This is a genomic window from Streptomyces hygroscopicus subsp. hygroscopicus, assembly GCF_030269125.1.
Taxonomy (GTDB): Bacteria; Actinomycetota; Actinomycetes; order Streptomycetales; family Streptomycetaceae; genus Streptomyces; species Streptomyces hygroscopicus_C.
Genome location: NZ_BSSM01000002.1, coordinates 680186 through 705963, shown reverse-complemented (window position 1 = coordinate 705963; position 25778 = coordinate 680186). Strand labels below are relative to the sequence as shown.

Here is a 25778-nt window from a genome sequence, read left to right as displayed (position 1 = left end):
ACGGGCTGGGGTTGCCCGCCGACGGGCGAGGTCGTCCGGCACCTCGGGCGGTGAGGGACAATGGATCCTCGTCCTACGTTGTTTCCCGCTGTACGCCCGTCCGCACATCCGCCCCGGAGCCGTCTGATGACCCACCCGCTCTCCATCGGCCCGCACGCCGTGACACCGCCCGTCGTGCTCGCACCCATGGCGGGGATCACGAACGCGCCCTTCCGCACTCTGTGCCGCGAGTTCAGCGGGGGCAAGGGGCTGTACGTCAGCGAGATGATCACGACCCGGGCGCTGGTCGAGCGCAACGAGAAGACCATGCAGCTGATCAGGTTCGACGCGAGCGAGACGCCGCGCTCGATCCAGCTGTACGGCGTCGACCCCGCGACCGTCGGCAAGGCCGTCCGCATGATCGCGGAGGAGGACCTCGCCGATCACATCGACCTGAACTTCGGCTGCCCGGTCCCCAAGGTGACCCGGAAGGGCGGCGGCTCGGCGCTGCCGTACAAGCGGAACCTGCTGCGGGCGATCCTGCGCGAGGCGGTGTCCGGGGCGGGGGACCTGCCCGTGACGATGAAGATGCGCAAGGGCATCGACGACGATCACCTCACTTTCCTCGACGCCGGGCGGATCGCCGTGGAGGAGGGCGTGACGGCGATCGCGCTGCACGGCCGTACCGCGGCGCAGCACTACGGCGGCACGGCCGACTGGTCCGCCATCGCGCGTCTGAAGGAGCACGTGCCGGAGATCCCCGTGCTCGGCAACGGGGACATCTGGTCGGCCGAGGACGCGCTGCGGATGGTCCGCGAGACCGGGTGCGACGGCGTGGTCGTGGGCCGCGGCTGCCTGGGCCGCCCCTGGCTCTTCGCCGACCTGGTCGCCGCCTTCGAGGGCCGCGACGACTTCCGCCGGCCCACGCTGCGCGAGGTCGCCGACGTGATGGTCCGGCACGCCCGGCTGCTCGGCGAGTGGCTCGGCGACGAGTCCAAGGGCGTGATCGACTTCCGCAAGCACGTCGCGTGGTACCTGAAGGGCTTCGCGGTGGGCTCGGAGATGCGCAAGCGCCTCGCGATCACGTCCTCCCTGTCGGAGCTGCGCGACGGCCTCGACGAGCTGGACCTCTCCCAGCCCTGGCCCTCCGGCGCCGACGGCCCCCGCGGCCGCACCTCCGGCAACAACCGCGTGGTCCTGCCGGACGGCTGGCTGAAGGACCCGTACGACTGCGCGGGCGTGAGCGAGGACGCGGAACTGGACACCTCCGGCGGCTGACCCCGCGGGGCCCGGCCCCTTGCGCCGGCCGCCGGAACCCAGTTCTCGGCCATGCTCCGGCCGGGCGGCCCGGCGATGCCGTCTCAAGGGGTGGGCGTGACCAGGGGCCACGGGCCGGGCCGCCGCTCGGCGTCCGCTGCCCGGGACCGCTCCGCATCGGTGACGTGGCTCACGCCGACCGAGGCACGCGCGGCGGCACCCGGCCGGCTCGCCCACGCGCTTGCCGGCGAGCCGGTGGTGCGCACCACCCAGAGTGCCGACGCCGACTCGACGCGTCCCGCGGCGGGCGACGCTCCCCGTCGCCCGCCTGGGAGGATCCGGCCGATCACCGGCCCGTCGAGATCGACGACGAGGCTCCCGGGCCCGTGCTCGGGCACCCCGGGCACCCTCGCGTCCCGCACAGCACCCGGGGGACCGTCAGGCGCCCCCCACCGCCGTCAGCAACGCCAGCGGAGCCGCCGCCGAGCGTGATTCGAGGGTGCACGTGTGGGGATAGGGGACCGGTTCGGGGTGGGTGGTGCGGGGGTAGCCGGCGAGGACCTCGGGGAGGCGGTGGGAGGTGGCGAGGGAGGCGGCGAGAAGGGCGTGGGCGATGGCGCGGGATTCGTCGTGGAGGCCGTAGCGGGAGAGGCCGAGGGCGAGGAGGGCGTTGTCGTGGGGCCAGACGGAGCCGCGGTGGGGGGAGAGGGGATGGTAGGCGGGCTGGCCGCAGGCCAGGGTGCGCACGCCCCAGCCGGAGAAGAAGTCGGGTTCCAGCAGGCGGCGGCCCACCACCTCGCCGTACTCCTTGTCCAGGAGTCCGGTCCACAGCAGGTGCCCCGCGTCCGAGGCCAGCGCGTCGACCCGGCGGCCCTCGCTGTCCAGGGCCAGCGCCGGGAAGGACGCGTCCGGCATCCAGAAGTCCCGCTGGAAGCGGTCCCGCAGGTCGGCGGCCGCTTGCTCCAGGAGCGCGGCGTAGGTCCCGTCGGCCCACACCGTGCGCGCCACCCACGCCGTGCGCCGCAGCGCGTCGTACGCGTAGCCCTGCGCGCCCGCCGCCATCACCGGCCCGCTCGGCCGCGTGCCGTCGGCGTGGCAGATCGCGCCGGGGGAGTCCTTCCAGTTCTGGTTGGCGAGTCCGCCCTCGTCGGCGCGGTAGACGAGGTAGCCGCGTGAGGCCAGCCCGCCGTGGTCCAGCATCCAGCCGACGGCGGCTCGGGCGTGCGTCTCCAGGCGGCGGGCCGGTGCCAGGTCGCCGGTCCGCTCGGTGTACGCGCCGAGCAGGACGAGGAAGAGCGGGGTCGCGTCGACCGAGCCGTAGTAACGCGCGTACGGCACCTGCCCGAAGTGCGCCAGCTCCCCGTGCCGTACCTCGTGCACGATCTTGCCCGGTTCGGCGCCCTGGCCCCGGCCCGCGCCGGTCGCCTGGGTCGCGGCGAGCGCGAGCAGCGTCGCCGCCGCCGAGCGGGGCCGGTAGGGGAGCGCGAACAGAGAGGTGAGCAGGGCGTCCCGGGCGAGCAGCGTCAGGTGCCAGGGGGCTCCGCCGGCCGGCACCCGCAGCTCCTCGCCGTCCGGCCCGGTGGCCGGGATCTGGAGCGCCGCCAGGTCGGTGAGGCCCCGCGCGCAGGCCGCCGCCAGCTCCGGCCACCCGGTAGGGAAGGCCACGCCCTCCACGAACTCGGCTTCCAGCGATTCGCGTTGGGCTTCCACGGCGGAGGGGTCCCGGGGCACCCGCAGCGCCCGCCTGTCCCCGTGCGGCCGCGCCATCACCCGCAGCACCAGTTCCCGCGTGCCGTGCGCCGGCAGCTCCAGCGTCCACACCAGGCGGCGCGCGCCCGTGCCCGTCTCCTCCACCGCGTCCGGCGCCGGGTCCGCCGTGATCGTCGTGCACGAACGCCATTCCGCGCGCCGGTACGCGAACTCGATCCCGTCGTCCAGCACGATCCGGGAGCGCAGGGCGCCCGCCTTCACGTACGTGCGATGGTCCGGGCGCAGCTCGAACTGGTCGGCGAAGTCCGCGTCCGCGGTGATCGCCAGCCGGATCGTCGTCGGCGCCGGGCGATTGCTCGTCACCCGTACCGTCTCCACGAACGCGCCGTCCCCGACCGCCTGTTCACGGAAGAGCGTGTGCGCGGGCGGCTCCGGACAGGTGCCGCGCGGCACGAGGACGCAGCGCGCGGTGGCGCCGTCGGCGACCGGCGTGAGCACCTCGGGCACCGCCCCGTCCACGGTGAGCTGCCAGCGGCTGAGATGCCGGGCGTCGCGCACGAACAGCCCGTCCGGGGAGCCGCCGCCCCGGACCCCGCTGATGTCGCCCCGATCGCCCACGGCGGCGAACGTCGCGCCGTGTACGAGCAGGTGATGCCGGTCGGTCATTCCCCGGTCCCTTCCCTCGTCACTCCTGTCGAACGTGCCGGTGCCCGCCTTGGACACGCCTCGCGACGGGCGCTTGAGCTCTTTATGCAGGTCGCTTGAGAAGCCCTTTATGCGGGCCGGTCGAGCGGCTCTCGGTGCAGGTCGAGCGCGAGCGCGGCGGTCCAGCCGAAGCCGGTCGCGCCGCACGCCTCGCCCGTGTAGGGATCGACGTACTCCGCGAAGCCGGTCGCCTCGGCCAGCTCCAGCACCGCCGACCGCAGCGCGTCGGCCGGTGCCCGCTCGCCGTGCAGCCGCAGCCCCCGCTCCACCAGCCAGCTGGTGTTGAACCAGGCCGGACCCCGCCAGTACCGGTGCGGATCGAAGCCCTCGCCGAGCAGGTCGTAACTGGGTACGAGCCGGGTCGCGCCGCCGAGCCCGAAGTGCGGACCGGTCAGGGTGCGCACCAGCGCGGCGACCGACTCGCGGGGCAGCGTGGGGAGCAGGAGGGGGACGAGGCCGGTGACGCCCCGCTCCGGGATCAGCCCGCCGCCCCGCACGTCCCGGCACAGGAACATCCCGTACTCCGCGCTCCACAGCCGCTCCACCAGCACCGACGTCAGCCGCTCGGCCCGCGCGTGCCGGGCGGCGGCACAGGCGCCCAACTCGGCGGCGATATGGGCGAGGGCGTGCTCGGAGGCGATGAGGAGGGCGTTGAACGACGGGTCCTCCACCGCGAACTCCCCCTGCCCGTCGGCGTACCGGGCGTCCCGGTAGTCCACGGCCAGCCGCACGTACCGCCCGTAGTCCAGATCCGTCGGCCGGTCCTCGGGCGCGCCGTGGTCCAGGTCGGCGCGCCGGAAGGAACGGGCCGGCGCCGGGGTGATCCGCGCGAGCGGCATGTCCCAGCAGGGGCTGTTGTCCATCCCCTGCTCCCAGGGGTGGACGACGGACACCAGACCGCCGCCGCCCAGGTCCCGGCACCGCAGCAGATAGCGGTGCCAGGCGGCCAGCCTGGGATACACGCGGGCCAGGAAGCCCCGGGCATGCGAGAGTCCGGGGTCGGCGCGGTGCACCAGCCAGGCCGCCAGCGCGTGCACCGGTGGCTGCACGATGCCCGACGTCTGTACGGTGCGCGGAGCGCCCGCCGGGTGTCCGGCGGTGCTGGAGCGCCAGAAGTCGGGGCCGGGGAAGTAGGCGCCGAGGGGGACGGAGGGGTTGAAGACGATGTGCGGCACACGCCCGTCCGCCCACTGGGCCGCCAGCAGTGTCTCCAGCTCGGTCTGGGCGCGCAGCGGCGAGACGTGCCGCAGTCCGATCGCGATGAACGCCGAGTCCCACGACCACTGGTGGGGATACAGGCTCCGGGAGGGGACCGTCGAGCCGCCCGTCCAGTTGGCGTCCAGCACCCGCGCGGCCCTCGCGCACAGGGCGGACGGGGTCGCGTACGGCGTTGCGTGGGCGGTGAGTTGGGCGGTGCGGTCCACTCGCGGCTCCCCCGGGGCGACGTCCGGACGGACGGCCGACGGGGTTCGGCCCCGACCGCCGTAGAGTTACGTCTATTTAACACGCAAAACCCACTATGTAATGCACGCTTGGGAAACACAAGGGGGTGCGCATGACCGGACGTCCGAGGAGGAACGGGATGAACTCCAGGAGCGGCAGTCAGGCAGGCGCCGGGGATCTGCTCGAACTGGTGCGCAGCGGGCGGGCGGTGACGCGGGGCGCGCTCCAGCAGGCGACCGGGCTGTCCCGGGCGACCGTGGGCCAGCGCCTGGACCGGCTGTTCCGGGCCGGCTGGCTGCGCGAGGGCGCCGGCGGGCCGGTCGGGTCCCCGCTCGGCGGACGCCCCTCCATCACCCTGGAGTTCGACGGCTCCCACGCGGTCGTCCTCGCGGCCGACCTCGACACCCGGCACGCGCGCGCCGCCGTGCTGTCCCTGACCGGCGAGATCCTGGCCGAGCACTCCGGCACCCTGGTGATCGAGGAGGGCCCGGAGCCGGTGCTGGCGGAACTCGGACTCTGGTTCGGCGAGTTGCTGGAGAAGGCCGGGCAGCGGCCGGACGAGGTGTGCGGCGTCGGGCTCGCGGTGCCCGGCCCGGTCGACACGGTGACCGGCCGGGTGGTGCAGCCCCCGATGATGCCCGGCTGGGACGGCTACGACATAACGGCCCGCCTCTCGCGCGCCCTCGCCGAACACACCGGGGCGCCGCCGGTCCCGGTCCTGGTGGACAACGACGCCAACCTCATGGCGTACGGCGAACAGCGCGCGGGCCATCCCGACTGCGGGGCCTTCGTCCTGGTGAAGGTGTCCACGGGCATCGGCGCGGGCGTCGTGGTCGACGGCTCCATATACCGGGGGATCGACGGCGGCGCGGGCGACATCGGGCACATCCGGGTGGGTGCGGACGCGCTGTGCCGCTGCGGCTCGTACGGCTGTCTCGCGGCCGTCGCGAGCGGTGGCGCCGTGGCCCGGCGGCTGGCGGCCTCCGGGGTGCCGGCCGCCTCCGGCTCGGACGTACGGGACCTGCTGGCGGCGGGGCACCCGGAGGCGGCGGCGCTGGCCCGGGAGGCCGGGCGCCGGGTCGGGGACGTCCTGGCGACCGTCGTCACGCTCCTCAACCCCGGGGTGCTGATGATCGCGGGAGATCTGGCCGGAACACCCTTCCTCACCGGCGTGCGGGAGCTGCTGTACCAGCGGGCGCTGCCGCGCTCCACGGCCCACCTGGACGTGGTCACCTCCAAGCTCGGGGAACGGGCGGCGCTCATCGGAGCGGGGGCGCTGGTCGTGGAGCATCTGTACGCGCCGGAGCGGGTGGAGGAGCGGCTGCGGGCCCTGGGGGTGTGATGGTGCCGTACCATCCGCTTCACGCCGGTATGTCCGGTGGCACGTCGTCCGTGTGGCGACCCACCGGGGTCCGGATGGTGAAATCCGGGGCGTCGCGAGAGCGTGATTCTCGCCACCCCTGATCACGGTTGTGCTCAAATGAGCGAGGGGTGGCCCGGATGCACTTCTCCAAAGGGTGGCACTGGGTGCCACCCTTTGATCGTTCATCGATCGAACTCAATCGTGGCGAGAGTCGCTCATGTGAGCGGAAAACCCACTCTCCCGGGGGGTTTGTGTTCAAGAAGTGAACACATAATCGCGTTACGCCTTGCCAAGCTTTGACTTTTGATCCGCTGGCGGACGGGTGGTTACATGCACATGACCCGCAAGTGGACGTACCCATGGGCCTTCGATCTGGGTATGTTCCTCGCCGTCAGGGCAGCCACCGTGGTCTCAAGGAGTCGAGTCCCGTGTCGGAAAACAAAGCACCCCACGTAGCGAAGTTCGTTTACGACTTCACCGAGGGAAACAAGGACCTCAAAGACCTCCTCGGTGGCAAGGGCGCGAACCTCGCCGAGATGACCAACCTGGGTCTCCCGGTTCCTCCCGGTTTCACCATCACCACGGAGGCCTGCAAGGTCTACCTGGAGAGCGGCGAGGAGCCGGCGGCACTGCGTGACGAGGTGAGTGCGCACCTCGACGCCCTGGAGTCCCGGATGGGCAAGAAGCTCGGCCAGGCGGACGACCCGCTGCTGGTGTCGGTGCGCTCGGGTGCCAAGTTCTCCATGCCCGGCATGATGGACACGGTCCTCAACATCGGCCTGTCGGACAAGTCGGTGCAGGGCCTGGCCAAGCAGGCCGGCGACGAGCGCTTCGCGTGGGACTCCTACCGCCGCCTCATCCAGATGTTCGGCAAGACCGTCCTCGGCGTCGAGGGCGACCTCTTCGAGGAGGCCCTGGACAAGGCCAAGGACGCCAAGAAGGTCAAGGTCGACACCGACCTGGAGGCCGCCGACCTGAAGAAGCTGGTCACCGCCTTCAAGAAGATCGTCAAGAAGGAGGCCGGCCGGGACTTCCCGCAGGACCCGCGGGAGCAGATGGACCTCGCCATCAAGGCGGTCTTCGAGTCCTGGAACGGCGACCGCGCCAAGCTCTACCGCCGCCAGGAGCGCATCCCGCACGACCTCGGCACGGCCGTCAACGTCTGCTCCATGGTCTTCGGCAACCTCGGCCCGGACTCCGGCACCGGCGTCGCCTTCACCCGCGACCCCGCCTCCGGCCACCAGGGCGTCTACGGCGACTACCTGCAGAACGCCCAGGGCGAGGACGTCGTGGCGGGCATCCGCAACACCGTCCCCCTGGCGGAGCTGGAGCAGATCGACAAGAAGTCGTACGACCAGCTGATGCAGATCATGGAGACGCTGGAGAACCACTACAAGGACCTGTGCGACATCGAGTTCACGATCGAGCGCGGTCAGCTGTGGATGCTCCAGACCCGGGTCGGCAAGCGCACCGCGGGCGCCGCGTTCCGCATCGCCACCCAGCTGGTCGACCAGGGCCTGATCGACGAGACCGAGGCGCTTCAGCGCGTCACCGGCGCCCAGCTGGCCCAGCTGATGTTCCCGCGCTTCGACGAGGGCGCGAAGGTCGAGCAGGTCGGCCGCGGCATCGCGGCGTCGCCGGGCGCGGCGGTCGGCAAGGCGGTCTTCGACTCGTACACGGCCGTCAAGTGGTCGCGCTCGGGTGAGAAGGTCATCCTGGTCCGCCGGGAGACCAACCCCGACGACCTCGACGGCATGATCGCGGCCGAGGGCATCCTGACCTCGCGCGGCGGCAAGACCTCCCACGCGGCCGTGGTCGCGCGCGGCATGGGCAAGACCTGTGTCTGCGGCGCGGAGGAGCTGGAGGTCGACACCAAGCGGCGCCGTATGACGGTCCCCGGCGGCCATGTGGTCGAGGAGGGCGACGTCATCTCCATCGACGGCTCCACGGGCAAGGTCTACCTGGGCGAGGTCCCGGTGGTCCCCTCGCCGGTCGTGGAGTACTTCGAGGGCCGGATGCACCCGGGCGCGGACGACGCCGACGAGCTGGTCGAGGCCGTGCACCGGATGATGGCCTTCGCCGACCGCAAGCGCAGGCTGCGGGTGCGGGCCAACGCGGACAACGCCGAGGACGCGCTGCGCGCCCGTCGCTTCGGCGCCCAGGGCATCGGCCTGTGCCGCACCGAGCACATGTTCCTCGGTGAGCGCCGCGAGATGGTCGAGAAGCTGATCCTCGCGGACACCGCGGAGGAGCGCGAGGCGGCCCTGACCGAGCTGCTGCCGTTGCAGAAGAAGGACTTCGTCGAGCTGTTCGAGGCGATGGACGGCCTGCCGGTCACCATCCGCCTCCTCGACCCGCCGCTGCACGAGTTCCTGCCCGACATCACGGAACTCTCCGTCCGCGTGGCCCTCGCCGAGGCCCGCCAGGAGCCGCACGAGAACGACCTGCGCCTGCTCCAGGCCGTGCACCGGCTGCACGAGCAGAACCCGATGCTGGGCCTGCGCGGCGTGCGCCTCGGCCTGGTCATCCCCGGCCTGTTCTCGATGCAGGTCCGCGCGATCGCCGAGGCGGCCGCGGAGCGCAAGGCGGCCAAGGGCGACCCGCGCGCCGAGGTCATGATCCCGCTCGTGGGCACCGTCCAGGAGCTGGAGATCGTCCGCGAGGAGGCCGACAAGGTCATCGCGGAGGTGCAGGCGGCGACGGGCACCGAGCTGAAGCTGGCGATCGGCACGATGATCGAGCTGCCGCGCGCCGCGCTGACCGCCGGCCAGATCGCGGAGGCGGCGGAGTTCTTCTCCTTCGGCACCAACGACCTCACGCAGACGGTCTGGGGCTTCAGCCGGGACGACGTCGAGGCCTCCTTCTTCACGGCCTACCTGGAGAAGGGCATCTTCGGTGTGTCGCCCTTCGAGACGATCGACAAGGACGGCGTGGGCTCCCTGGTGAAGGCCGCGGCGGAGGCCGGCCGGCGCACCCGCCCCGACCTCAAGCTCGGCGTCTGCGGCGAGCACGGCGGCGACCCGGAGTCGGTCCACTTCTTCCACGAGGCCGGACTCGACTACGTCTCCTGCTCCCCGTTCCGCATCCCGGTCGCCCGCCTCGAAGCGGGCCGGGCGGCGACCCAGTCCGCGGGCAGCGACCACCGCTGACCCCTGCCGGGTCCGCAGCCCGGGTCAGCCGTCGGTCCCCGACCCTCATCGGATCGACGGCGGACCCGGCGCACGAAAGAGAGGGGCGGCACCCTGTGCGGGGGTGCCGCCCCTCGGCGCACGATCTGCCAAGAGTGCCGAGCCAAGCCGCTGACCAGGCTGAACGGCGTTTTCACCGCATATCACCAGGGGCACACGAGCAGTGAGACTCCACGGAGGGGAAGAGGGAAGCAGCCTCTTGCCTGGGCCTTCGGCGTACAGCGCGGGCGGCGGGAATCGAACCTCGTAGCCAGTTTGCCGCTCACGCCCGTACCGGTCCCCGGCAGTGGTGGCATCACCGGACGAAGTGCCCATGAGAGCGCCGGGACCAGCGCACACCGAACAGGACCAGGTCTGCCACGAAGACCACGATGCCGATGATCAGAAGGTAGGACAGCCCCGCCGCCACCGTGCCGATGATTCCCAGGACGATGGCCACGAGGATAAGGAACAGGAAAAGTGCCATGGTGAGCACATCCTCAGGCCTCTGCCGCGCTCCTGCGACGGAGGCCGGTCAGCGGCGTGCGAGGCGACGCCCCTTGCCGCGCTCGTAAGGCCTCTCGTAGTGCTTGAAGACCTCTTCCTCCCGCTCGACCGGCAGGACGTCGTCCATGCCCATGGACGGCGCCTTCCTCACCAGCCCTCTGCCGTGCGCCACCTTCACGTACCCGGGGCCCAGCGTTGCTTCGTCGAGGGGCACGAAGACCAGTCGGTGTCGAGTCGGCAGGCCGGTACGGACGGTGGCCATGGTCGGCGCGTCGGTGGTGGTGTCCACATAGACCGCTTCCAGGGCTCCGATCTTGCGCCCCTTGGGATCGATCACGTCCCGGTTGCGCCACTCGCGGATATCGGCTGAATGGATCATGCCTTGCTCCTTGCGACCCGCGCCTCCCGCAGGCACTGCATCCGATAGGACGGGGTGGCTACGCGAGGTTTACACCCATTTATCGTATCCGACTGCATGGTGCATGCCGTCGAAAACGCCCTACCGCAAGAGCGGCAGCGGCACCGGCCAGGGGCAGCAGCGACGTTCAGGAGTCGTAGCCCGGCCGGCCGCGCGCCGTGGCCCCCGTGCGGGGGTGCCGCCCCTCGGCGTACCGGCCGCCGGGGGTCCCCGGCGGCCGGTACGCGCCCGAGGCCGGGGGCCGCGGGCGGTCAGGAGGCGCCGTTCCACACGGTGACGCTGCCCGCGTAGCTGCCGCCGGCTTCGTCGAACGCCGTGACGGTGACGGAGGCGATACGGCCCTTCGCCGACTTCACGCAGTAGCGGCTGCCGGGGCTGACCGGCAGGTTCTCCGCTCCCTGGGTGGCGATCAGTGTCGTGCACTGCCGCCGGCTGGGGCGCGTGGTGCCCTGCCACGCGGCGATGGTCGGCTTCACCGTGAAAGATCCCCCGCCGAGGCCGTAGATCGTGTCCTGGCGGGTGTCGCCGACGGTGGAGTAGTTGATCCAGAAGCTCGCTCCCGTGTTGCTCGACAGCACCGAGGGCGGATCCGAGTCGAGATCGACATTGGTCAGTCTGAGATCCCCGGTGTACACCGGCTTGTCCGCCCGGGGGCTCGGTGACGCCTCGTCGCCGGAGGCGGACGCCGAGGGGGTCTCCGGCGCGGACGATGCCGCCGTCGCGCCGGCCTGTGCGGAGGCGGGCGGGCCCGGTGTCCGCTGCGCCGCCTTGTCCCCGGAGGCCGGCCACACGATCACGGTGATGCCGATGGCCACCGCCGCGAGGCCGGCCGCGAGCACCGTCAACCGCCCCACCGGAAGGTGGAAGTGCGTCTCGATGTGGTGGTTGTTCTGGTCGCGCCCGGCCTGGTGCACCTGCCCCTGCCCGGAGGCCTCTCCGTGCTGGGATCTCATCGCTCGGTGATGTGCTGGTCCCGACCCGCCTGGTAGACCCGGCCGTTGCCGGTCGCGCGGGCGCTCATCCGTACCTCCCCGACATCGGCGTTGCGCCCCGCGGGAAGCGCGCCGGCCTCTTCGAGGAGCGCGCGCAGCGTGGCGGCGAGGTCGGGGTGCTCCACCAGGAGTCTGCGCACCCGCCCCTGCCACTCCGCACGCAGCTCCGCCTCGGAGAGTTCGTCACCACGTGCGCGTGCGTTGAGCAAGTCGTCGCGTGTCGCGTCGAGCTGACTCCCCACCTGCTCCGTGCCCTCCGGATGCGCTCGACGCCACAGGGCGACGATCCCGTCCCGCGTGCGGTTCCAGGTGTCCGTCGCCATGGCGCCGACGATCGCGGTTCCAGCGGTCCGCGCCAACTCGACAGCCGTCTCCGGGTTCACCGTGCCCCCTCGTCCCGTTCCTCGTCACGGTCGTACGGGCGGGCCCTCCCGCCCGCTGGAAATGGTAGGGCAGCGCGGGGTCACACGCTGTCCGAGCGCGGTGACACACCGCCGCGGCACCCTTTCGTAATCGGCGCGCATGGTTGATCGTTGGGCCGTGCGTTGAGGACCGACGTCAGGGGGAGAAGATGACGATCAGCCGTAGGACGCTGCTGGGCGCGGGTGCCGGACTCGGTGCGGGGATGCTGAGCGCCTGTGGGTCCAACACCGGGCGCGGGAGCGGGGGTTCGGGCGGGGTCCGGCTCGCGCAGTGGTACCACCAGTACGGGGAACCCGGGACCGAGCAGGCCGTCGAGCGGTATGCCGCCGCCTACGGGAAGGCGCACGTCACCGTGCAGTGGCGTCCCGGGAACTACGACCAGCAGACCGCCGCCGCGCTGCTCACCGACTCCGGCCCCGATGTCTTCGAGGTCAACGGGCCCTCGCTCGACCAGATCCAGGGCGGGCAGGTCGAGGACCTCACCGCGTTGCTGGACGGGGTCAGGGACGACTTCAATCCGGCGGTGCTGGCGCCCAAGACGTACCGGGGGAAGGTCTACGGCATCCCGCAGACCATCGACATGCAGATGCTCTACTACCGCAGGAGCATGCTGCGGGACGCGGGGGTGCGGGCGCCGCGGACGCTCGACGAACTCGTCGCGGCGGCACGCACGTTGACCAGCAGCAAGGTCAAGGGGTTGTTCCTCGGTAACGACGGGGGTGCCGGGGTGCTCGGCGGGACGCCCCTGTACGCGGCGGGGCTGAGCCTGGTGACCGACGACGGGAAGGCCGGCTTCGACGATCCCGCCGCCGCCCGGACCCTCGGCAAACTCCACCGGCTCTACGCCGACAAGTCCCTGCTGCTCGGCGCGCCCGCCGACTGGTCGGACCCCTCCGCCCTCCTCCAGGGGCTCACCGCGATGCAGTGGTCCGGGCTGTGGGCCCTGCCGCAGGTGCAGAAGGAACTCGGCGACGACTTCGGGGTGTTGCCGTTCCCCGCGGACGGCCCCGCGGGGAGGCCCGCCGTCCCCGTCGGGGCGTACGGCGCCGCCGTCAGCGCGCGCAGCAGGCACAAGGAGGCGGCCAAGGAGTACGTGAAGTGGCTCTGGGTCGAACGCACCGACGACCAGGAGGACTTCGCGCTCGGTTACGGCTTCCACATCCCGGCCCGGATCTCCCTCGCCCGGAGGGCCGGCAAGCTGAAGTCGGGCGCCGCCGCCGACGCCGTACGGTTCGCCACCGAACACGGTCACGCCCAGCCCCTGTTGTGGACCCCGGCCGCCCAGGCCGCCTACCAGGACGCGCTGAGCAGGATCATCAAGGACGGCGCGAGCCCGGAGGGTGAACTGCGGGGCGTCGTGAGGAAGGTGTCCGCGGAACTCGAACGCGTGCGGCACACGTCGTGAGGCGGGGCAGGACCTTCTGGTTCTGGGTGTTCGTGGGACCGTTCGCGGCCGGGCTCGCGCTGTTCACCTACGTTCCGCTGCTGTGGAGCGTCGGCCTGAGCTTCTTCGACGCGCACAACACCGTGACGCCCACCCGCTTCGTCGGCCTGGACAACTACACGGCGATGCTGAGGGACGGCGCGTTCACCGGGAGCCTGCGCACGTTCCTCGTCTTCACCGCCTTCATCGTGCCGGTCACCTTCGCCCTCTCCCTCGCGCTCGCCCTGATGGTCAACCGGGTGCGGCGGGCCCGCGCGTTCTTCCGCTCGGTCTTCTTCCTCCCCGCCGCGTGCAGTTACGTCGTGGCCGCCCTGATCTGGAAGATGTCCCTGTTCAACGGGGTGCGCTTCGGGCTCGCCAACACCGTGCTGGGCTGGTTCGGCGCCGATCCCGTGGCCTGGCTGTCGACCACCGATCCGCCCTGGTACTGGCTGGTCATCGTGACCGTGCGGCTGTGGTTGCAGGCCGGGTTCTACATGATCCTGTTCCTCGCCGGGCTCCAGCGGATCGACCCGGTGCTCTACGAGGCCGCCGCCGTGGACGGGGCCCGGCCCGGCTGGACGGTGCTGCGGAACATCACGCTGCCCCAGCTGCGGGGCACCTCGGTCGCGGTGGCGCTGCTGCTCGTCATCAACGCCTTCCAGGCCTTCGACGAGTTCTACAACCTGCTGTCGAACGCGCAGGGCTACCCGCCGTACGCCCGACCGCCGCTCGTCTACCTCTACTACACCGCCCTCGGCCAGGGGCAGAACCTGGGACTCGGCAGCGCGGGCGCGGTGCTCCTCGCCCTGATCATCGCGATCGTCACGGTGGGGCAGGCGCGCTGGCTGCGGCTGGGAAGGAGCGAGGCCGATGGATGACGCGCTGGTACGGGCCGGACGGGCGCTGCGGGTCGTGGTGCTCGTGGTGCTCGCGCTGCTCTTCCTCATCCCCTTCTATCTGCTGGTCCGCAACGGGCTGTCCAGCGAGCAGGACATCACCTCACCCGACTGGACCTTCTTCCCGGCAGAGGTGCGGTGGGGAAACGTACCGGAGCTGTTCGACGACCCCTCCGTGCCGTTCGCCCGGTCGCTGCTCAACTCCGCCCTGATCGCCGTCGCCACCACCCTCGGCACCCTCCTGCTCGCCTCCCTCGCGGGCTACGGCCTCGCCCGCATCCCCTACCGGCACGCGGACAAGGTCTTCTACGGCATCCTCGGCACCCTCCTGGTCCCGGCCGCCGTCACCTTCGTACCGAGCTTCGTGCTGGTGTCGTCCCTCGGCTGGATCTCCACGCTGCGCGGGCTGATCGTCCCCACCCTGTTCTCGGCGTTCGCCTGCTTCGTCTTCCGGCAGTACTTCCTGGGGTTCCCCCGGGAACTGGAGGACGCGGCACAGGTCGACGGGCTCGGCCCCTGGCGGACGTACTGGCTGGTGGTCGTGCCCAACGCGCGGCCGGTGTTCGCGGCGGTCGGCACCATCGTCTTCCTCGGCGCGTGGAACTCCTTCCTGTGGCCGCTGGTGATCGGGCAGGACCGGAACGCCTGGACGGTCCAGGTGGCGCTGTCCTCCTTCACCACCGCCCAGGTGGTGCGCCTGCACGAGCTGTTCGTCGCGGCGGCCGCCTCGATCCTGCCGCTGCTGGTGGTGTTCCTGTGCTTCCAGCGGTGGATCGTGGCGGGGGTGGAGCGGTCGGGCATCGACTGACCGCCTCAGCGGCTGCCGGTCAGATGGGCGAAGACGACGACGTTGCCCTGGTAGCCGGTGGTCTTCGAGTAGCCGCCGCCGCAGGTGATCACGCGCAGCTCCGGGCGGCGGGCGGCGCCGTAGACCTTCTGGTCGGGGAAGTTGCTGGCGGCGTAGACCTCGACGGCGTCCACGGTGAACTCGGCCACCGTGCCGTCCCGGCGGTCCACCTCGATCCGGGCGCCCCGCTTGAGCGCGCCCAGGTCGTAGAAGACGGCCGGGCCCTCCGTGTTGTCCACGTGCCCGGCGACCACCGCGGTGCCGGTCTCACCGGGCATGGTCCCGGCCTCGTACCAGCCGGCCAGGTTCTTGTCCCGCGCGGGCGGCACGTCCAGGCTGCCGGAGGGGGTGAGGGCGAGGCCCATCAGCGGGGCGTCCACGCGGATGGCCGGAATGCGGATGCGCAGCGGCGGGGACGGCGGCAGGGAGGGCGCGGTCAGACGCTCCTCGCCGGGGTCGGGGCGGCCCTCGGCGGCCGTCGGCTGCGGGGGAGTGTGCGACCGGCCGCCCAGCAGCCAGACTCCCGAGGCGAGCGCGACCACGGTGACCGCGGCTATCGCGGTGTCCCCGAGCCGGCGCGCGCGGCGCCCACGCGGGCGGAGCCGGCGGGTGCCACGGGTGCGGCTCCCGGTCGTACGGCCTGTGCCGCGCATACGGACCCCTCTCCCGGGGGCGGACCCCCGAACTGGACCTGGGGCCGGACCGGACCCGGGTCGGGCCCGGACCGGAAACCCGGGGCGGTCCTGCCAGCTGCTGGCGGACCCCCTCCCCCTCCGGGCCGCGAGGGGCATCGGACCCGGAGGGGGTGGGACGTGCGGTACCGGCGGACGGACAGCGGAGGGTGTCCGTCAGATCCCGTCGCCTCTCGCCCGGCGATGCAGGAGCCAGGTACCGCCCGCGGCGGCGACGGCCAGCGCCGTCACACCCGCCGCGGTCTGCACGGGGTCGGGACCGAGCGCGCCGCCGACCCCCGTCTTCACGCTTCCGCGCGGCTGCACCTGCGCCGCGCCGAGGGCCACCACCAGGTCGCCCGTCACCTGCCTGCTGCCCTCCGCGCACTTCGCGACGATCTCGTACGTCCCCGGCTGCGCGCTCGGCGGCACCTGGAACCGGCCGATCGCCTCGCCCTGGTGCGTGGTGGGCGCCAGGGTGAAGACGCCGGCGCCGACCGCGCCCGCGTCCCCGGTCGCGCCGCCCTTGTCCCCGCAGGCGGCGGTGTTCACCGTGACCTGTCCGCCGGGGATCGCGGTGGCCGGGTACACCTCCAGGCTGCCGACGGGGGCGCGCAAGGGCTGGGCCGCCGGCTGCGGCGCGCCGCCGTGGGCGGGCGCGGCGGCGAGTGCCGCCGTGGCCGCGGCGAGCGCGGTACCGGTCAGCAGACGGGCGGTGCGTCGCATGGTGCTCCCCAGAGCTTGTCCGACTGGTGTGTCCCCTGCCCTTTTGAGGAAAAGGGCTCGCGGCGCGATCCGCTTGCCGAGAGTTCGTCCGGACTGCGGTGAACGGGTGGCGGGCGCGGCGGCCATGCGGCTGAGCCGCGGGGGAATCCGGGCAGGTCAGAGGGGGTGTGCCGGGGAGCACGAGAAGAAAGTAAGAAGAACACACGAATGGAGCGACGAGGAACGGAGAACGGGTGACGGGGCGTCATGGACGGGCACCGTCACGGGACAGGGGCCCGCACGGCGGACGGCCGCGGAGCCCCTGGCCTCCCGTCCGTGACCCGCCGCCTCAGTTCACGTTGACCGCGCTCCACGCCGCCGCCACCGCGTCGTACTCCGTGCCGCCAGCGCCGTAGAGGTCCTTGGCCGCGTCGAGGGTGGCCGTGCGGGCGCCCGCGTAGTCGGTGGAGGAGGTCGTGAGGACCGTCAGCGCCCGGTACCAGATCCTGCCGACCTTGTCGCGGCCGATGCCGGTGACCGTGGAGCCGTCGCACGTGGGCGAGTCCGTCCCGCACGCTCGTGGCCTGCGCGGAGTCGAGCCCGAGACTCGACGCGTGTGCCGCGGGCGCCGACGCCGCGTGCCGCACGGCGGCGGCCCGCGTGGGTGTGGCCGCGGCGTGGGCGGCGGGGGAGAGGGTGACTGCGATGCCCATAGGGGGTTCACAGGAAAGGCGGGAAGACGCCCCTCCCGCCCCGCCCCGACCGCCCTCGTGTCACTGCCGGTTCAGCGACCGTGTGACGCCCGCCGCGATCGTCGTCGCCAGCACCCAGCCCAAGGCGATCAGCAGGTACGACAGCCACTGGTAGCCGCCCCGGGGGGCGAAGGCGGACTCCTGGCCGAAGTCGATGATGGGGAGGAGGAGGTCGAGGGTGTAGAAGAGCGGGTTGAAGGCGGGCGCCTCCGAGGGCTTGAGCGCGGGCGGGTGGTGCAGGGCGAAGGCGAGGGTGCCCGTGCACAGGAGCAGGAGGAGCCAGAACGCGGCGCGCATCGGGCGGAAGCCGTAGCCGACGACGGCGTCCTGGAGGTAACCCCACAGCCGGGCGTACGGCGGCAGGGTGCCGCGGTGGCGGCGGAGCTTGGCCAGCTGGACGGTGCGGGCGGCGTCGTCGTCGCCCACCGTGCGGTAGGCGGTGGCCAACTGCTCGTAGGGGTAGGGGAGGTAGCCGTCCGGTTCGCGTTCCAGCAGGGGCAGGCGCTGTTCGGCGGGGAGGTGCGGGGTCAGGACGCGGTAGGACAGGCCGTCGAGTTGGACCCGGTCGGGCCAGACCTCCGGTGGCACGTGCAGCACGTCGAACTGGGCGCGGCGCAGATTGACCGTGCCCTGGATCGGTGCGGCCGAGCGCAGCCACAGCTCGCCTATGACGCTGCTGCTGGCGCGCAGGGCATGGCCGTCGGGATTGGACAACCGTGCGCGGGCCAGGTTGAGTTGGCGCGGGATACGGGCGCCGCTGAGGTTCACCCGGCCCCGGGCGCGCAGCCGCATCGCGTGCAGGTCGGTGCCGACCGCCAGCACCTCGGCGTGCAGCGCGGTGCCGCCGGGGGCGTCGAGCACCGCGTCGTTGAGGTTCACCTGCCCGCCGACGACCGCCCCGTTCAGCTGTACCGTGCCATGCGCGACCAGCCCCGGCGCCCACACGTCCGTGGCCAGCTCGGCGTGGTTGAGCTGGAGCACCGCCTCCTCCGGGTCCTCGCCCGGCGCCCCGAGGTGCGCCCCGTTGGCGAAGAACGCCCCGGCCAGCTTCGCCCCCTGGAGCCGTACCGGGCCGGTGACGCGGCAGCAGGTGATCCGTACGACCCCGTCGGCGCGCAGCGTCCCGGCCGTCAGCCCCGGCAGCACCGAGTCGCTGAGGACCAGGGCGAGGATTCGCGCCCCGTACAGGTCGGGCGCCTGCTCGAAGTGGCAGTGCCGCAGCCGGACGGCGTGGGCGACGGTGCCGTACTTCAGATCCAGCCGCCCGGTGATCCGCGCGCCGCGCACCTTCAGCCCGGCCGTACGGTCCTCCCGCACCGGCCCGGCCAGCAGCAACTCCCGCAGGAACTCGGCCCGTACGGTGCGCTCCGGCCCCCAGGCGGCGCCCAGCGCGGGATCGTCGTCGTCCCCCTCCCGGAAGTCCACCCCCTCGCCGAGCGGGAAGGCGTCGCGGACGCGGAGTTCGGCGGGCGTCAGGTCCGTGATCTCCATGCTCAGCCGTTCCCGCGCCGGGCCGTGCCCGCCGGGCTCCCCGCCCCGGCAAGCGCCTTCGCGACCCCCTGGTCCCGGGGGCCCAGGAAGGTCGGGTTCGGGTGGAAGACGGTGTCCAGCAGCGCCTTGCCCGCCGCGAACACCTCGCGCGTGCCGCCGTAGTACCAGGTCACGTCGTGCGGCTCGTCGACCCCGACGCCGTACGAGTCGACGCCCGCCGCCTCGCACAGCGCGACCGCCCGCCTGATGTGGAAGCCCTGGCTGACCAGCACGGCCCGGTCCACCCCGAAGATCTTCTTCGCCCGGACGCAGGAGTCCCAGGTGTCGAACCCGGCGTAGTCGCGCACGATCCGCCCGGCCGGCACCCCGTGCTCGGTCAGGTAGGTGCGCATGGCGTCCGGCTCGTCGTAGTCCTTGCGGCTGTTGTCGCCGGTGACCAGGACGGCCCTGATCCGGCCCGCGTGGTACAGCGCCGCCGTCGCGTCCAGGCGGTGCGCCAGGTACGGCGACGGCTCCCCGTTCCACAGCCCGGCCCCGAACACCACCGCGACCGGCGCCCCCGGCGCGTCGGCGACCGTGCGCATCCGGCCCGCCGTGGACGTGAAGAGCCAGGTCGTCGGCAGCAGCGCCAGCACGCAGACGGCCACCACGGCCTGCACCAGCCGCCGCTGCCCGGCGCGTGTGCGCGGCAGCCGCGGTCGACGGATCCTCATGTGCTCCCCCTCGGTTCGGAACCCGGTCGCCGGTCCCGGCGTTCGGCTCGCGTACAGGATCCCGCCGCCCGGCCCCGGTGTCGGTCCCGGTGTTGATTCCGGTGTCGGTTCCGACCAAGGAGGACGCCTGCGGCGGCGATCCGGTTCGCCTCGTTGTGCGATTCCGCCGCCGCCGGGGAGGGCGAATTCCCGCCGCGGCCGTACGACTGGGCCACCCGGCACCCCCCATTCGTCACCACCTGCGCTTACTGTCGAATCATGGAAGGCAGCGCATCCACCGACCCCTACGGCCCGGCCGCGCTGGAGCGCTGGGCCCCCGAGCCCGACAAGCGCCCCGGCCGCACCGCCTTCCAGCGCGACCGCGCCCGCGTCCTGCACTCCGCCGCGCTGCGCCGCCTCGCCGGCAAGACCCAGGTCGTCACGCCGGGCAGCCACAGCCAGGTCTGGGACGCCAGCCCCCGCACCCGGCTCACCCACTCCCTGGAATGCGCCCAGGTCGGACGGGAACTGGGCGCCGCCCTCGGCTGCGACCCCGACCTGGTCGAGGCGGCCTGCCTCTCCCACGACCTGGGCCACCCGCCCTTCGGCCACAACGGCGAACAGGCGCTGAACGCCTTCGCGGACGACTGCGGCGGCTTCGAGGGCAACGCCCAGTCCCTGCGCCTGCTCACCCGCATCGAGCCCAAGCGGTTCACCGAGGAGGGCTCCGTCGGCCTCAACCTCACCCGCGCCGCCCTCGACGCCGCCACCAAGTACCCGTGGCCGCGCGGCGCCCATCCCACCGACCCCGCGTCCGGGAAGTTCGGGGTGTACGAGGACGACCGCCCGGTGTTCGACTGGGTCAGGGCCGAGGCCCCCGGCACCCGCACCTGCTTCGAGGCCCAGGTCATGGACTGGTCCGACGACGTGGCCTACTCCGTGCACGACGTCGAGGACGGCCTGCACGCCGGCCACATCGACCCCAACTGCCTGCACGCCGAGCCCGAACGGCAGGCCGTGTTCGAGGTGGCCGTCGGCCGCTACGCCCCCGCCGACACCGATCCCGCGGAACTCGCGGGCGCCCTCGACCGCCTCCAGGACGAGGAGTGGTGGCCGCACGGCTACGACGGCACCGCGGTCGCCCAGGCCCGCCTGAAGGACGCCACCAGTCAGCTCATCGGGCGGTTCTGCCTGGCCGCCGAGGGCGCCACCCGCGCCGCGTACGGCAGCGGCCGGCTCACCCGCTACGGCGCGCGTCTCGTCGTACCCCGCGAGACCCGGATGGAGTGCGCGGTCCTCAAGGCGGTCGCCGACCGGTACGTGATGCAGCGCGCCGAGCAGGAGCGGCTGCGGGCCGATCAGCGGGTGATCGTGGCGGAGCTGGCCGAGGCGCTGACCGCCCGCGCGCCGGACGGCCTGGACCCGCAGTTCCGGACCCTGTTCGACCGGGCATCCGACGACCACGCGCGCAAGCGGGTGATCGTCGACCAGATCGCGTCCCTCACCGACGCCTCCGCCCTCTCGCTGCACGCGAGACTGACGGGGCATATGTGAGAGGAACGTGACACCGGGTGGCCTGATCGGGTCACCCCCCCTTCCCGCAGCACACCGTGTGCGGGACGCTCGCATGTGGCGGCACCCTTACGAGGAGGCATACAAGTGGTCGACGCGGATCAGACATTCGTCATCGTCGGAGGCGGCCTGGCCGGCGCGAAGGCGGCGGAGACGCTCCGCGCGGAGGGCTTCACCGGCAGGGTGATACTGATCTGCGACGAACGCGACCACCCGTACGAGCGACCGCCGCTGTCCAAGGGCTTCCTGCTCGGCAAGGAGGAGCGCGACAGCGTCTTCGTGCACGAGCCCGCCTGGTACGCGCAGAACGACATCGAGCTGCACCTCGGCCAGACCGTCGACCGCATCGACCGTACGGCCAAGACGGTGCGCTACGGCGACGACGGCACCCTCGTCCGCTACGACAAGCTGCTGCTGGCCACCGGCGCCGAGCCCCGCCGCCTGGACATCCCCGGCACGGGTCTCGCGGGCGTCCACCATCTGCGCCGCCTCGCCCACGCCGAGCGGCTCAAGGGCGTGCTCGCCTCCCTGGGCCGGGACAACGGGCACCTCGTGATCGCCGGCGCCGGCTGGATCGGCCTGGAGGTCGCGGCGGCGGCGCGCGAGTACGGCGCCGAGGTCACCGTGATCGAGCCGGAGCCGACGCCGCTGCACGGCGTGCTCGGCCCCGAGCTGGGCGACGTCTTCGCGCAGCTGCACAGCGAGCACGGCGTCCGCTTCCGGTTCGGACGGCGGCTCACCGAGATCATCGGCCAGGACGGGATGGTCCTCGCGGCGCGCACGGACGACGGCGAGGAGCACCCGGCGCACGACGTCCTCGCGGCGATCGGCGCGGTGCCGCGGGTCGCGCTCGCGGAGGCGGCGGGCCTGGAGATCGCCGACCGGGCGCGCGGTGGCGGGATCGTGGTGGACGAGCGGCTGCGGACGTCCGACCCCGACATCCACGCCGCGGGTGACGTCGCCGCCTTCCCGCTGGAACTGTTCGGCACCCGGGTCCGGGTCGAGCACTGGGCCAACGCGCTCAACGGGGGACCGGCCGCGGCGCGCTCGATGCTCGGGCAGGACGCCGTGTACGACCGGGTGCCGTACTTCTTCACCGACCAGTACGACCTGGGGATGGAGTACAGCGGGTGGGCGCCGCCGGGGTCGTACGACCAGGTGGTCGTCCGCGGCGACATGGGCAGGCGGGAGTTCATCGCGTTCTGGGTGCGCGAGGGGAGGGTGCTCGCGGGGATGAACGTGAATGTGTGGAACGTCACGGAGCAGGTGCAGCGGCTGATCCGGTCCCGCGCGCGGGTGGACACGGACGCCCTGGCCGACCCCCATGTGCCCCTCGACCGCATCGTCCCCTGAACCCCCGGAGCCCCGGGGCTGCCCGCGCGCCACCGTAGAATTCACTCGTGGCAGGACGGATCAACGACGAGGACGTGAAGGCGGTACGGGACGCGGTCCCGATCGACGCCGTGGTCTCCGAGTACCTCCAGCTGCGCAACGCGGGCGGCGGCAACCTCAAGGGGCTGTGCCCGTTCCATGACGAGAAGTCGCCGTCCTTCCAGGTCAGCCCCGGCAAGGGTCTCTTCCACTGCTTCGGGTGCCAGGAGGGCGGCGACACCATCACCTTCGTGATGAAGGTGGACCACCTCTCCTTCTCGGAGGCGGTGGAGCGGCTCGCCGCCCAGGCCGGGATCACGCTGCGGTACGAGGAGGGCGGGTACAACCCGGCCCACCAGCGCGGCGAGCGCATCCGGCTGGTCGAGGCGCACAAGATCGCCGCGCAGTGGTACGCCGAGCAGCTGGCGAGCGGCCCCGAGGCGGAGACCGGCCGGGTCTTCCTCGCCGAGCGCGGCTTCGACCAGGCCGCCGCGGTGCACTTCGGTGTCGGCTACAGCCCCCAGGGCTGGGACCACCTCACCCGCTACCTGCGCGGCAAGGGCTTCAGCGACAAGGAACTGATCCTCTCCGGTCTGTCCCAGGAGGGGCGGCGCGGGCCCATCGACCGCTTCCGGGGCCGCCTCATGTGGCCGATCCGGGACATCGGCGGCGAGGTCGTCGGCTTCGGCGCGCGCAAGCTGTACGAGTCGGACAACGGGCCGAAGTACCTCAACACCCCCGAGACCGCGATCTACAAGAAGTCGCAGGTCCTCTACGGCATCGACCTGGCCAAGAAGGAGATCGCGAAGTCCAGCCGGGCGGTCGTGGTCGAGGGCTACACCGACGTCATGGCCTGCCATCTGGCCGGGGTCAGGACGGCCATCGCGACGTGCGGTACGGCCTTCGGCGGCGAGCACATCAAGATCCTGCGCCGGCTGCTGATGGACAACGGCTCGGCCCGGGTGATCTTCACCTTCGACGGCGACGCGGCGGGACAGAAGGCCGCGCTGCGGGCGTTCGAGGACGACCAGAAGTTCGCCGCCGAGACGTACATCGCGATCGCGCCGGACGGCATGGACCCGTGCGAGCTGCGCCTCGCCAAGGGGGACGAGGCGGTGGCCGACCTGGTCGAACCCCGCACCCCGCTCTTCGAGTTCGCGCTGCGGCAGATCGTGAGCCGGTACGACCTGGACACCTCGGGGGGGCGCGCCGCCGCGCTGGACGAGGCCGCGCCGATCGTGGCCCGCATCAAGAACAGCGGCGCGCAGCACGAGGTCGCGGTCGAACTGGCCGGTCTGCTCGGCATCCTGGACACGCAGTTCGTGGTGCGCCGGGTGGCCCAGCTGGCCCGCTGGGCACGGGACCGGGGTGGCCGGGGCCCGCAGCAGGACCGGCCGCGCGGCGCGGACCAGCAGTGGGCGGCGGCCCCGCGCACCGCGAACTCCGGCCCGGCCCTCACCCTGCGCAACCCGGTGTACGCCGCCGAACGCGAACTCCTCAAACTCGCCCTCCAGCGGCCCGAGTTGGTCTCTCCGGCCTTCGACGCGTACGGGGTCGACGAGTTCACGGCCCCGCCGTACGCCGCCGTACGCCAGACCATCGCGGAGGCGGGCGGCGCGGAGCTGGGCGTGTCCGACCCGCAGGAGTACCTGGTCCGCGTCCGCGAGGCCGCGCCGGACGACACGGTGCGCGCCATGGTCACCGAACTGGCCGTCGAACCGATCCTGCGCCGCACCGTCGACGAGACCTACGCCGGCACGGTCCTGGTCCAGATCCGCCGCCGCGCCGTCGAACGACGCATCCACGACATCGAGTTCCAGATGACCCGCCTCTCCGCCGGCGGCGACCCCGCCCGACTGGCCGCCGTCCAGAACGAGATGTGGATCCTCCAGCAGTACGACCAGTCCTTGCGGGAACGGGGCGCGGCGGCGCTCTAGTGCGGCGCCTCGACGATGCCGGCGAAGGGAACCCCGCACCGCACGGCATAGTCTCGGCGGATGACTCCAGTACCTCGCAGGGGCTACGGACTGTTTACATCCGTGGGCTGACTCGATACGGAGCCGCGGAACCTAGCGTCGATCCCATGAAACGCAATCGCCGTATCAGCGCTGTCGCGGTGCTGGCGCTCGCCGCCCTCGTCACCGGAACCGGCGCCGGGTTCGCCGCCACGACCACACCGTCGGCCACACCGGTGGCCACGCAGGCGTTCGACACCGCACCGGCCACGGCCACCGCGCCCACGCCGTCCTTCCAAGGCACGCTCCCCGCGCCGACCGGCCCCTACGCCGCCGGCGAGGACGTCGTCCACCTCACCGACGCGAGCCGTCCCGACCCGTGGGTGCCGTCGTCCGGCCCCCGCCAACTGACCGTCACGATGGTCTACCCGGCCGTCCCCGGGACCGGGACTCCGGCCCCTTATATGACCCTCGCCGAGGCAGCCGGATCCATCCAGCACCGGAAGATGCCGGCGAGCTCCGGCGTCACCCCACAGAACCTTTCCAGCGTCACCACTCACGCCTTCGACGGCGCGCGGCCGCAGAGCGGCACGTATCCGCTGGTGGTCCTCTCACCCGGGTTCGAGGACCCGCGCATGGTGCTCACCTCGCTCGCGACCGACCTGGCCAGTCACGGCTACGTCGTCGCGCTCGTCGGCCACACCTACGAGGACAGCGGCGAGACGCTGGCGGACGGCCGGACGCCGCCGTGCGCGATCTGCGATGACCCGGCGTCGCTCGACTTCGACTCCGTCGCCGCCAGCCGCGCGCTGGACGTGTCCTTCGTGATCGACCGGTTGACGCATGGCAATACCGCGTGGCCCCTGGCACACCTCATCGACAAGCACGAGATCGGCATGGCCGGACACTCCCTCGGCGGAGCGGCGGCCGCCACCACGATGATCACCGACCCGCGAGTACTGGCCGGAGTGGACATGGACGGCACCTTCCACCCGGCCCCGATGCCCGGCCAGATCAACCGGCCGTTCCTCATGCTGGGCAGGGCCCCCTACCACTCGGTCGGCAGCCACGACACCGCGTGGGGGCAGACCTGGGCCGCCCTCGGCGGCTACAAGAAGTGGCTGACGGTCGCCGGCGCCGACCACACCAGCTTCACCGACCTGGACCTGCTTCTGGAGGAGGCCGGGTTCCCGGCGCCGCCCCTCTCCCCGGAACGCGGGGTGGTGATCACCCGCGAGTACGTGACAGCGTTCTTCGACCGGACGCTGAAGGGGATCCACCGTCCGCTGCTGGACGGCCCCTCGCCGAACAATCCGGAAGTACTCTTCCAGTACTAGCTAGCTAGTACAGCGCCGACCCGCCGGCCACAGATGCGCCGTCGGCCTCCACCTCGGCGACCCCGCCAGCCGACCGGCAGCCCCCGAAGGGATCGACGC

The 25778-nt window shown here is 72.3% G+C and carries 20 protein-coding genes and 1 pseudogene; 10 read left to right on the top strand and 11 right to left on the bottom strand.

All coding sequences use genetic code 11. From position 1 onward, the window contains the following. Positions 1–126: 126 nt before the first annotated feature. A complete protein-coding gene (dusB, locus tag QSK45_RS07645) occupies positions 127–1257 on the top strand; it encodes a tRNA dihydrouridine synthase DusB (RefSeq protein ID WP_285554499.1) in 1131 nt (376 codons plus the stop codon). Between the two features lie 417 nt (positions 1258–1674). Here the strand turns inward: dusB and QSK45_RS07640 are convergent, their stop codons facing one another. Further along, a complete protein-coding gene (locus tag QSK45_RS07640) occupies positions 1675–3612 on the bottom strand; it encodes an amylo-alpha-1,6-glucosidase (RefSeq protein WP_285554498.1) in 1938 nt (645 codons plus the stop codon). A 107-nt stretch (positions 3613–3719) separates the two neighbouring features. Further along, entirely contained in the window at positions 3720–5075 is a 1356-nt protein-coding gene (locus QSK45_RS07635; RefSeq protein ID WP_285554496.1) for an MGH1-like glycoside hydrolase domain-containing protein, read from the bottom strand. Positions 5076–5206: 131 nt separating this feature from the next. On the opposite strand from QSK45_RS07635, the gene QSK45_RS07630 reads away from it, so the two are divergent. Both QSK45_RS07630 and ppdK read left to right on the top strand, forming a co-directional pair. Further along, positions 5207–6436, top strand: a complete 1230-nt coding sequence (locus QSK45_RS07630) for an ROK family transcriptional regulator (protein ID WP_285554495.1) — start codon at positions 5207–5209, stop codon at positions 6434–6436. A gap of 449 nt (positions 6437–6885) precedes the next feature. Continuing rightward, positions 6886–9606, top strand: a complete 2721-nt coding sequence (gene ppdK, locus QSK45_RS07625; protein ID WP_285554493.1) for a pyruvate, phosphate dikinase — start codon at positions 6886–6888, stop codon at positions 9604–9606. Positions 9607–9940: 334 nt separating this feature from the next. Here the strand turns inward: ppdK and QSK45_RS07620 are convergent, their stop codons facing one another. The 4 genes from QSK45_RS07620 to QSK45_RS07605 form a co-directional block, all read right to left on the bottom strand. Then, positions 9941–10111 carry a hypothetical protein gene (locus QSK45_RS07620; protein ID WP_285554492.1) on the bottom strand — a complete coding sequence of 57 codons (171 nt, stop codon included), beginning with the start codon at positions 10109–10111 and terminating at the stop codon, positions 9941–9943. Positions 10112–10159: 48 nt separating this feature from the next. Then, complete coding sequence (locus QSK45_RS07615) at positions 10160–10510, bottom strand: PRC-barrel domain-containing protein (protein ID WP_285554490.1); 351 nt, start codon at positions 10508–10510, stop codon at positions 10160–10162. Between the two features lie 290 nt (positions 10511–10800). Further along, entirely contained in the window at positions 10801–11502 is a 702-nt protein-coding gene (locus tag QSK45_RS07610) for a hypothetical protein (RefSeq protein ID WP_285554488.1), read from the bottom strand. Next, positions 11499–11924, bottom strand: a complete 426-nt coding sequence (locus QSK45_RS07605) for a hypothetical protein (protein ID WP_285554486.1) — start codon at positions 11922–11924, stop codon at positions 11499–11501. Before QSK45_RS07605 ends, QSK45_RS07610 begins: the two co-directional genes overlap by 4 nt. 188 nt (positions 11925–12112) lie before the next feature. Here QSK45_RS07605 and QSK45_RS07600 point away from each other — a divergent pair, with 188 nt between their 5' ends. From QSK45_RS07600 to QSK45_RS07590, 3 genes are read left to right on the top strand one after another with little or no spacing between them, the layout of a single operon-like run. Beyond that, positions 12113–13369 (top strand): ABC transporter substrate-binding protein, encoded by a 1257-nt coding sequence (locus QSK45_RS07600; protein ID WP_285554484.1) that lies wholly within the window; start codon positions 12113–12115, stop codon positions 13367–13369. After that, positions 13366–14268, top strand: a complete 903-nt coding sequence (locus QSK45_RS07595; protein WP_285554482.1) for a carbohydrate ABC transporter permease — start codon at positions 13366–13368, stop codon at positions 14266–14268. The genes QSK45_RS07600 and QSK45_RS07595 overlap by 4 nt, the downstream gene beginning before the upstream one ends. Then, on the top strand, positions 14261–15094 hold the full coding sequence (locus tag QSK45_RS07590) for a carbohydrate ABC transporter permease (RefSeq protein WP_285554480.1): 834 nt from the start codon (positions 14261–14263) through the stop codon (positions 15092–15094). The genes QSK45_RS07595 and QSK45_RS07590 overlap by 8 nt, the downstream gene beginning before the upstream one ends. A 5-nt stretch (positions 15095–15099) precedes the next feature. Here QSK45_RS07590 and QSK45_RS07585 read toward each other — a convergent pair whose 3' ends face one another. The 5 genes and pseudogenes from QSK45_RS07585 to QSK45_RS07565 all read right to left on the bottom strand — a co-directional run bounded on the left by QSK45_RS07585 (position 15100) and on the right by QSK45_RS07565 (position 19465). Then, complete coding sequence (locus QSK45_RS07585) at positions 15100–15786, bottom strand: class F sortase (protein ID WP_285554479.1); 687 nt, start codon at positions 15784–15786, stop codon at positions 15100–15102. Positions 15787–15981: 195 nt separating this feature from the next. Then, complete coding sequence (locus tag QSK45_RS07580) at positions 15982–16530, bottom strand: hypothetical protein (protein ID WP_285554478.1); 549 nt, start codon at positions 16528–16530, stop codon at positions 15982–15984. A gap of 328 nt (positions 16531–16858) precedes the next feature. Next, positions 16859–17074, bottom strand: a pseudogene (locus QSK45_RS07575) (M4 family metallopeptidase); the annotation flags it as partial. A gap of 208 nt (positions 17075–17282) precedes the next feature. After that, positions 17283–18752, bottom strand: a complete 1470-nt coding sequence (locus QSK45_RS07570) for a translocation/assembly module TamB domain-containing protein (RefSeq protein ID WP_285554476.1) — start codon at positions 18750–18752, stop codon at positions 17283–17285. 2 nt (positions 18753–18754) lie between these two features. Next, a complete protein-coding gene (locus QSK45_RS07565) occupies positions 18755–19465 on the bottom strand; it encodes a SanA/YdcF family protein (protein WP_285554475.1) in 711 nt (236 codons plus the stop codon). A 258-nt stretch (positions 19466–19723) separates the two neighbouring features. Between QSK45_RS07565 and QSK45_RS07560 the strand changes: the two genes are divergently transcribed. The 4 genes from QSK45_RS07560 (at position 19724) to QSK45_RS07545 (ending at position 25679) form a co-directional block, all read left to right on the top strand. Next, positions 19724–20998, top strand: a complete 1275-nt coding sequence (locus QSK45_RS07560) for a deoxyguanosinetriphosphate triphosphohydrolase (protein ID WP_285554474.1) — start codon at positions 19724–19726, stop codon at positions 20996–20998. A gap of 105 nt (positions 20999–21103) precedes the next feature. Beyond that, complete coding sequence (locus tag QSK45_RS07555) at positions 21104–22369, top strand: NAD(P)/FAD-dependent oxidoreductase (protein WP_285554473.1); 1266 nt, start codon at positions 21104–21106, stop codon at positions 22367–22369. 47 nt (positions 22370–22416) lie between these two features. After that, the gene (dnaG, locus tag QSK45_RS07550) at positions 22417–24324 is read left to right on the top strand and encodes a DNA primase (RefSeq protein WP_285554471.1); all 1908 of its coding nucleotides are present in this window, start codon (positions 22417–22419) and stop codon (positions 24322–24324) included. 146 nt (positions 24325–24470) lie between these two features. Beyond that, positions 24471–25679 carry an alpha/beta hydrolase family protein gene (locus QSK45_RS07545; RefSeq protein WP_285554469.1) on the top strand — a complete coding sequence of 403 codons (1209 nt, stop codon included), beginning with the start codon at positions 24471–24473 and terminating at the stop codon, positions 25677–25679. Positions 25680–25778 lie beyond the last annotated feature (99 nt).

Coding starts and splice junctions, on each gene's coding strand:
- dusB (WP_285554499.1), top strand. CDS start 127: ATGACCCACCCGCTCTCCATCGGCCCGCACGCCGTGACACCGCCCGTC.
- QSK45_RS07640 (WP_285554498.1), bottom strand. CDS start 3,612: ATGACCGACCGGCATCACCTGCTCGTACACGGCGCGACGTTCGCCGCC.
- QSK45_RS07570 (WP_285554476.1), bottom strand. CDS start 18,752: ATGGAGATCACGGACCTGACGCCCGCCGAACTCCGCGTCCGCGACGCC.
- QSK45_RS07600 (WP_285554484.1), top strand. CDS start 12,113: ATGACGATCAGCCGTAGGACGCTGCTGGGCGCGGGTGCCGGACTCGGT.
- QSK45_RS07560 (WP_285554474.1), top strand. CDS start 19,724: ATGGAAGGCAGCGCATCCACCGACCCCTACGGCCCGGCCGCGCTGGAG.
- QSK45_RS07610 (WP_285554488.1), bottom strand. CDS start 11,502: ATGAGATCCCAGCACGGAGAGGCCTCCGGGCAGGGGCAGGTGCACCAG.
- QSK45_RS07590 (WP_285554480.1), top strand. CDS start 14,261: ATGGATGACGCGCTGGTACGGGCCGGACGGGCGCTGCGGGTCGTGGTG.
- QSK45_RS07585 (WP_285554479.1), bottom strand. CDS start 15,786: ATGCGCGGCACAGGCCGTACGACCGGGAGCCGCACCCGTGGCACCCGC.
- QSK45_RS07620 (WP_285554492.1), bottom strand. CDS start 10,111: ATGGCACTTTTCCTGTTCCTTATCCTCGTGGCCATCGTCCTGGGAATC.
- QSK45_RS07580 (WP_285554478.1), bottom strand. CDS start 16,530: ATGCGACGCACCGCCCGTCTGCTGACCGGTACCGCGCTCGCCGCGGCC.
- QSK45_RS07615 (WP_285554490.1), bottom strand. CDS start 10,510: ATGATCCATTCAGCCGATATCCGCGAGTGGCGCAACCGGGACGTGATC.
- QSK45_RS07630 (WP_285554495.1), top strand. CDS start 5,207: ATGACCGGACGTCCGAGGAGGAACGGGATGAACTCCAGGAGCGGCAGT.
- QSK45_RS07545 (WP_285554469.1), top strand. CDS start 24,471: ATGAAACGCAATCGCCGTATCAGCGCTGTCGCGGTGCTGGCGCTCGCC.
- QSK45_RS07565 (WP_285554475.1), bottom strand. CDS start 19,465: ATGAGGATCCGTCGACCGCGGCTGCCGCGCACACGCGCCGGGCAGCGG.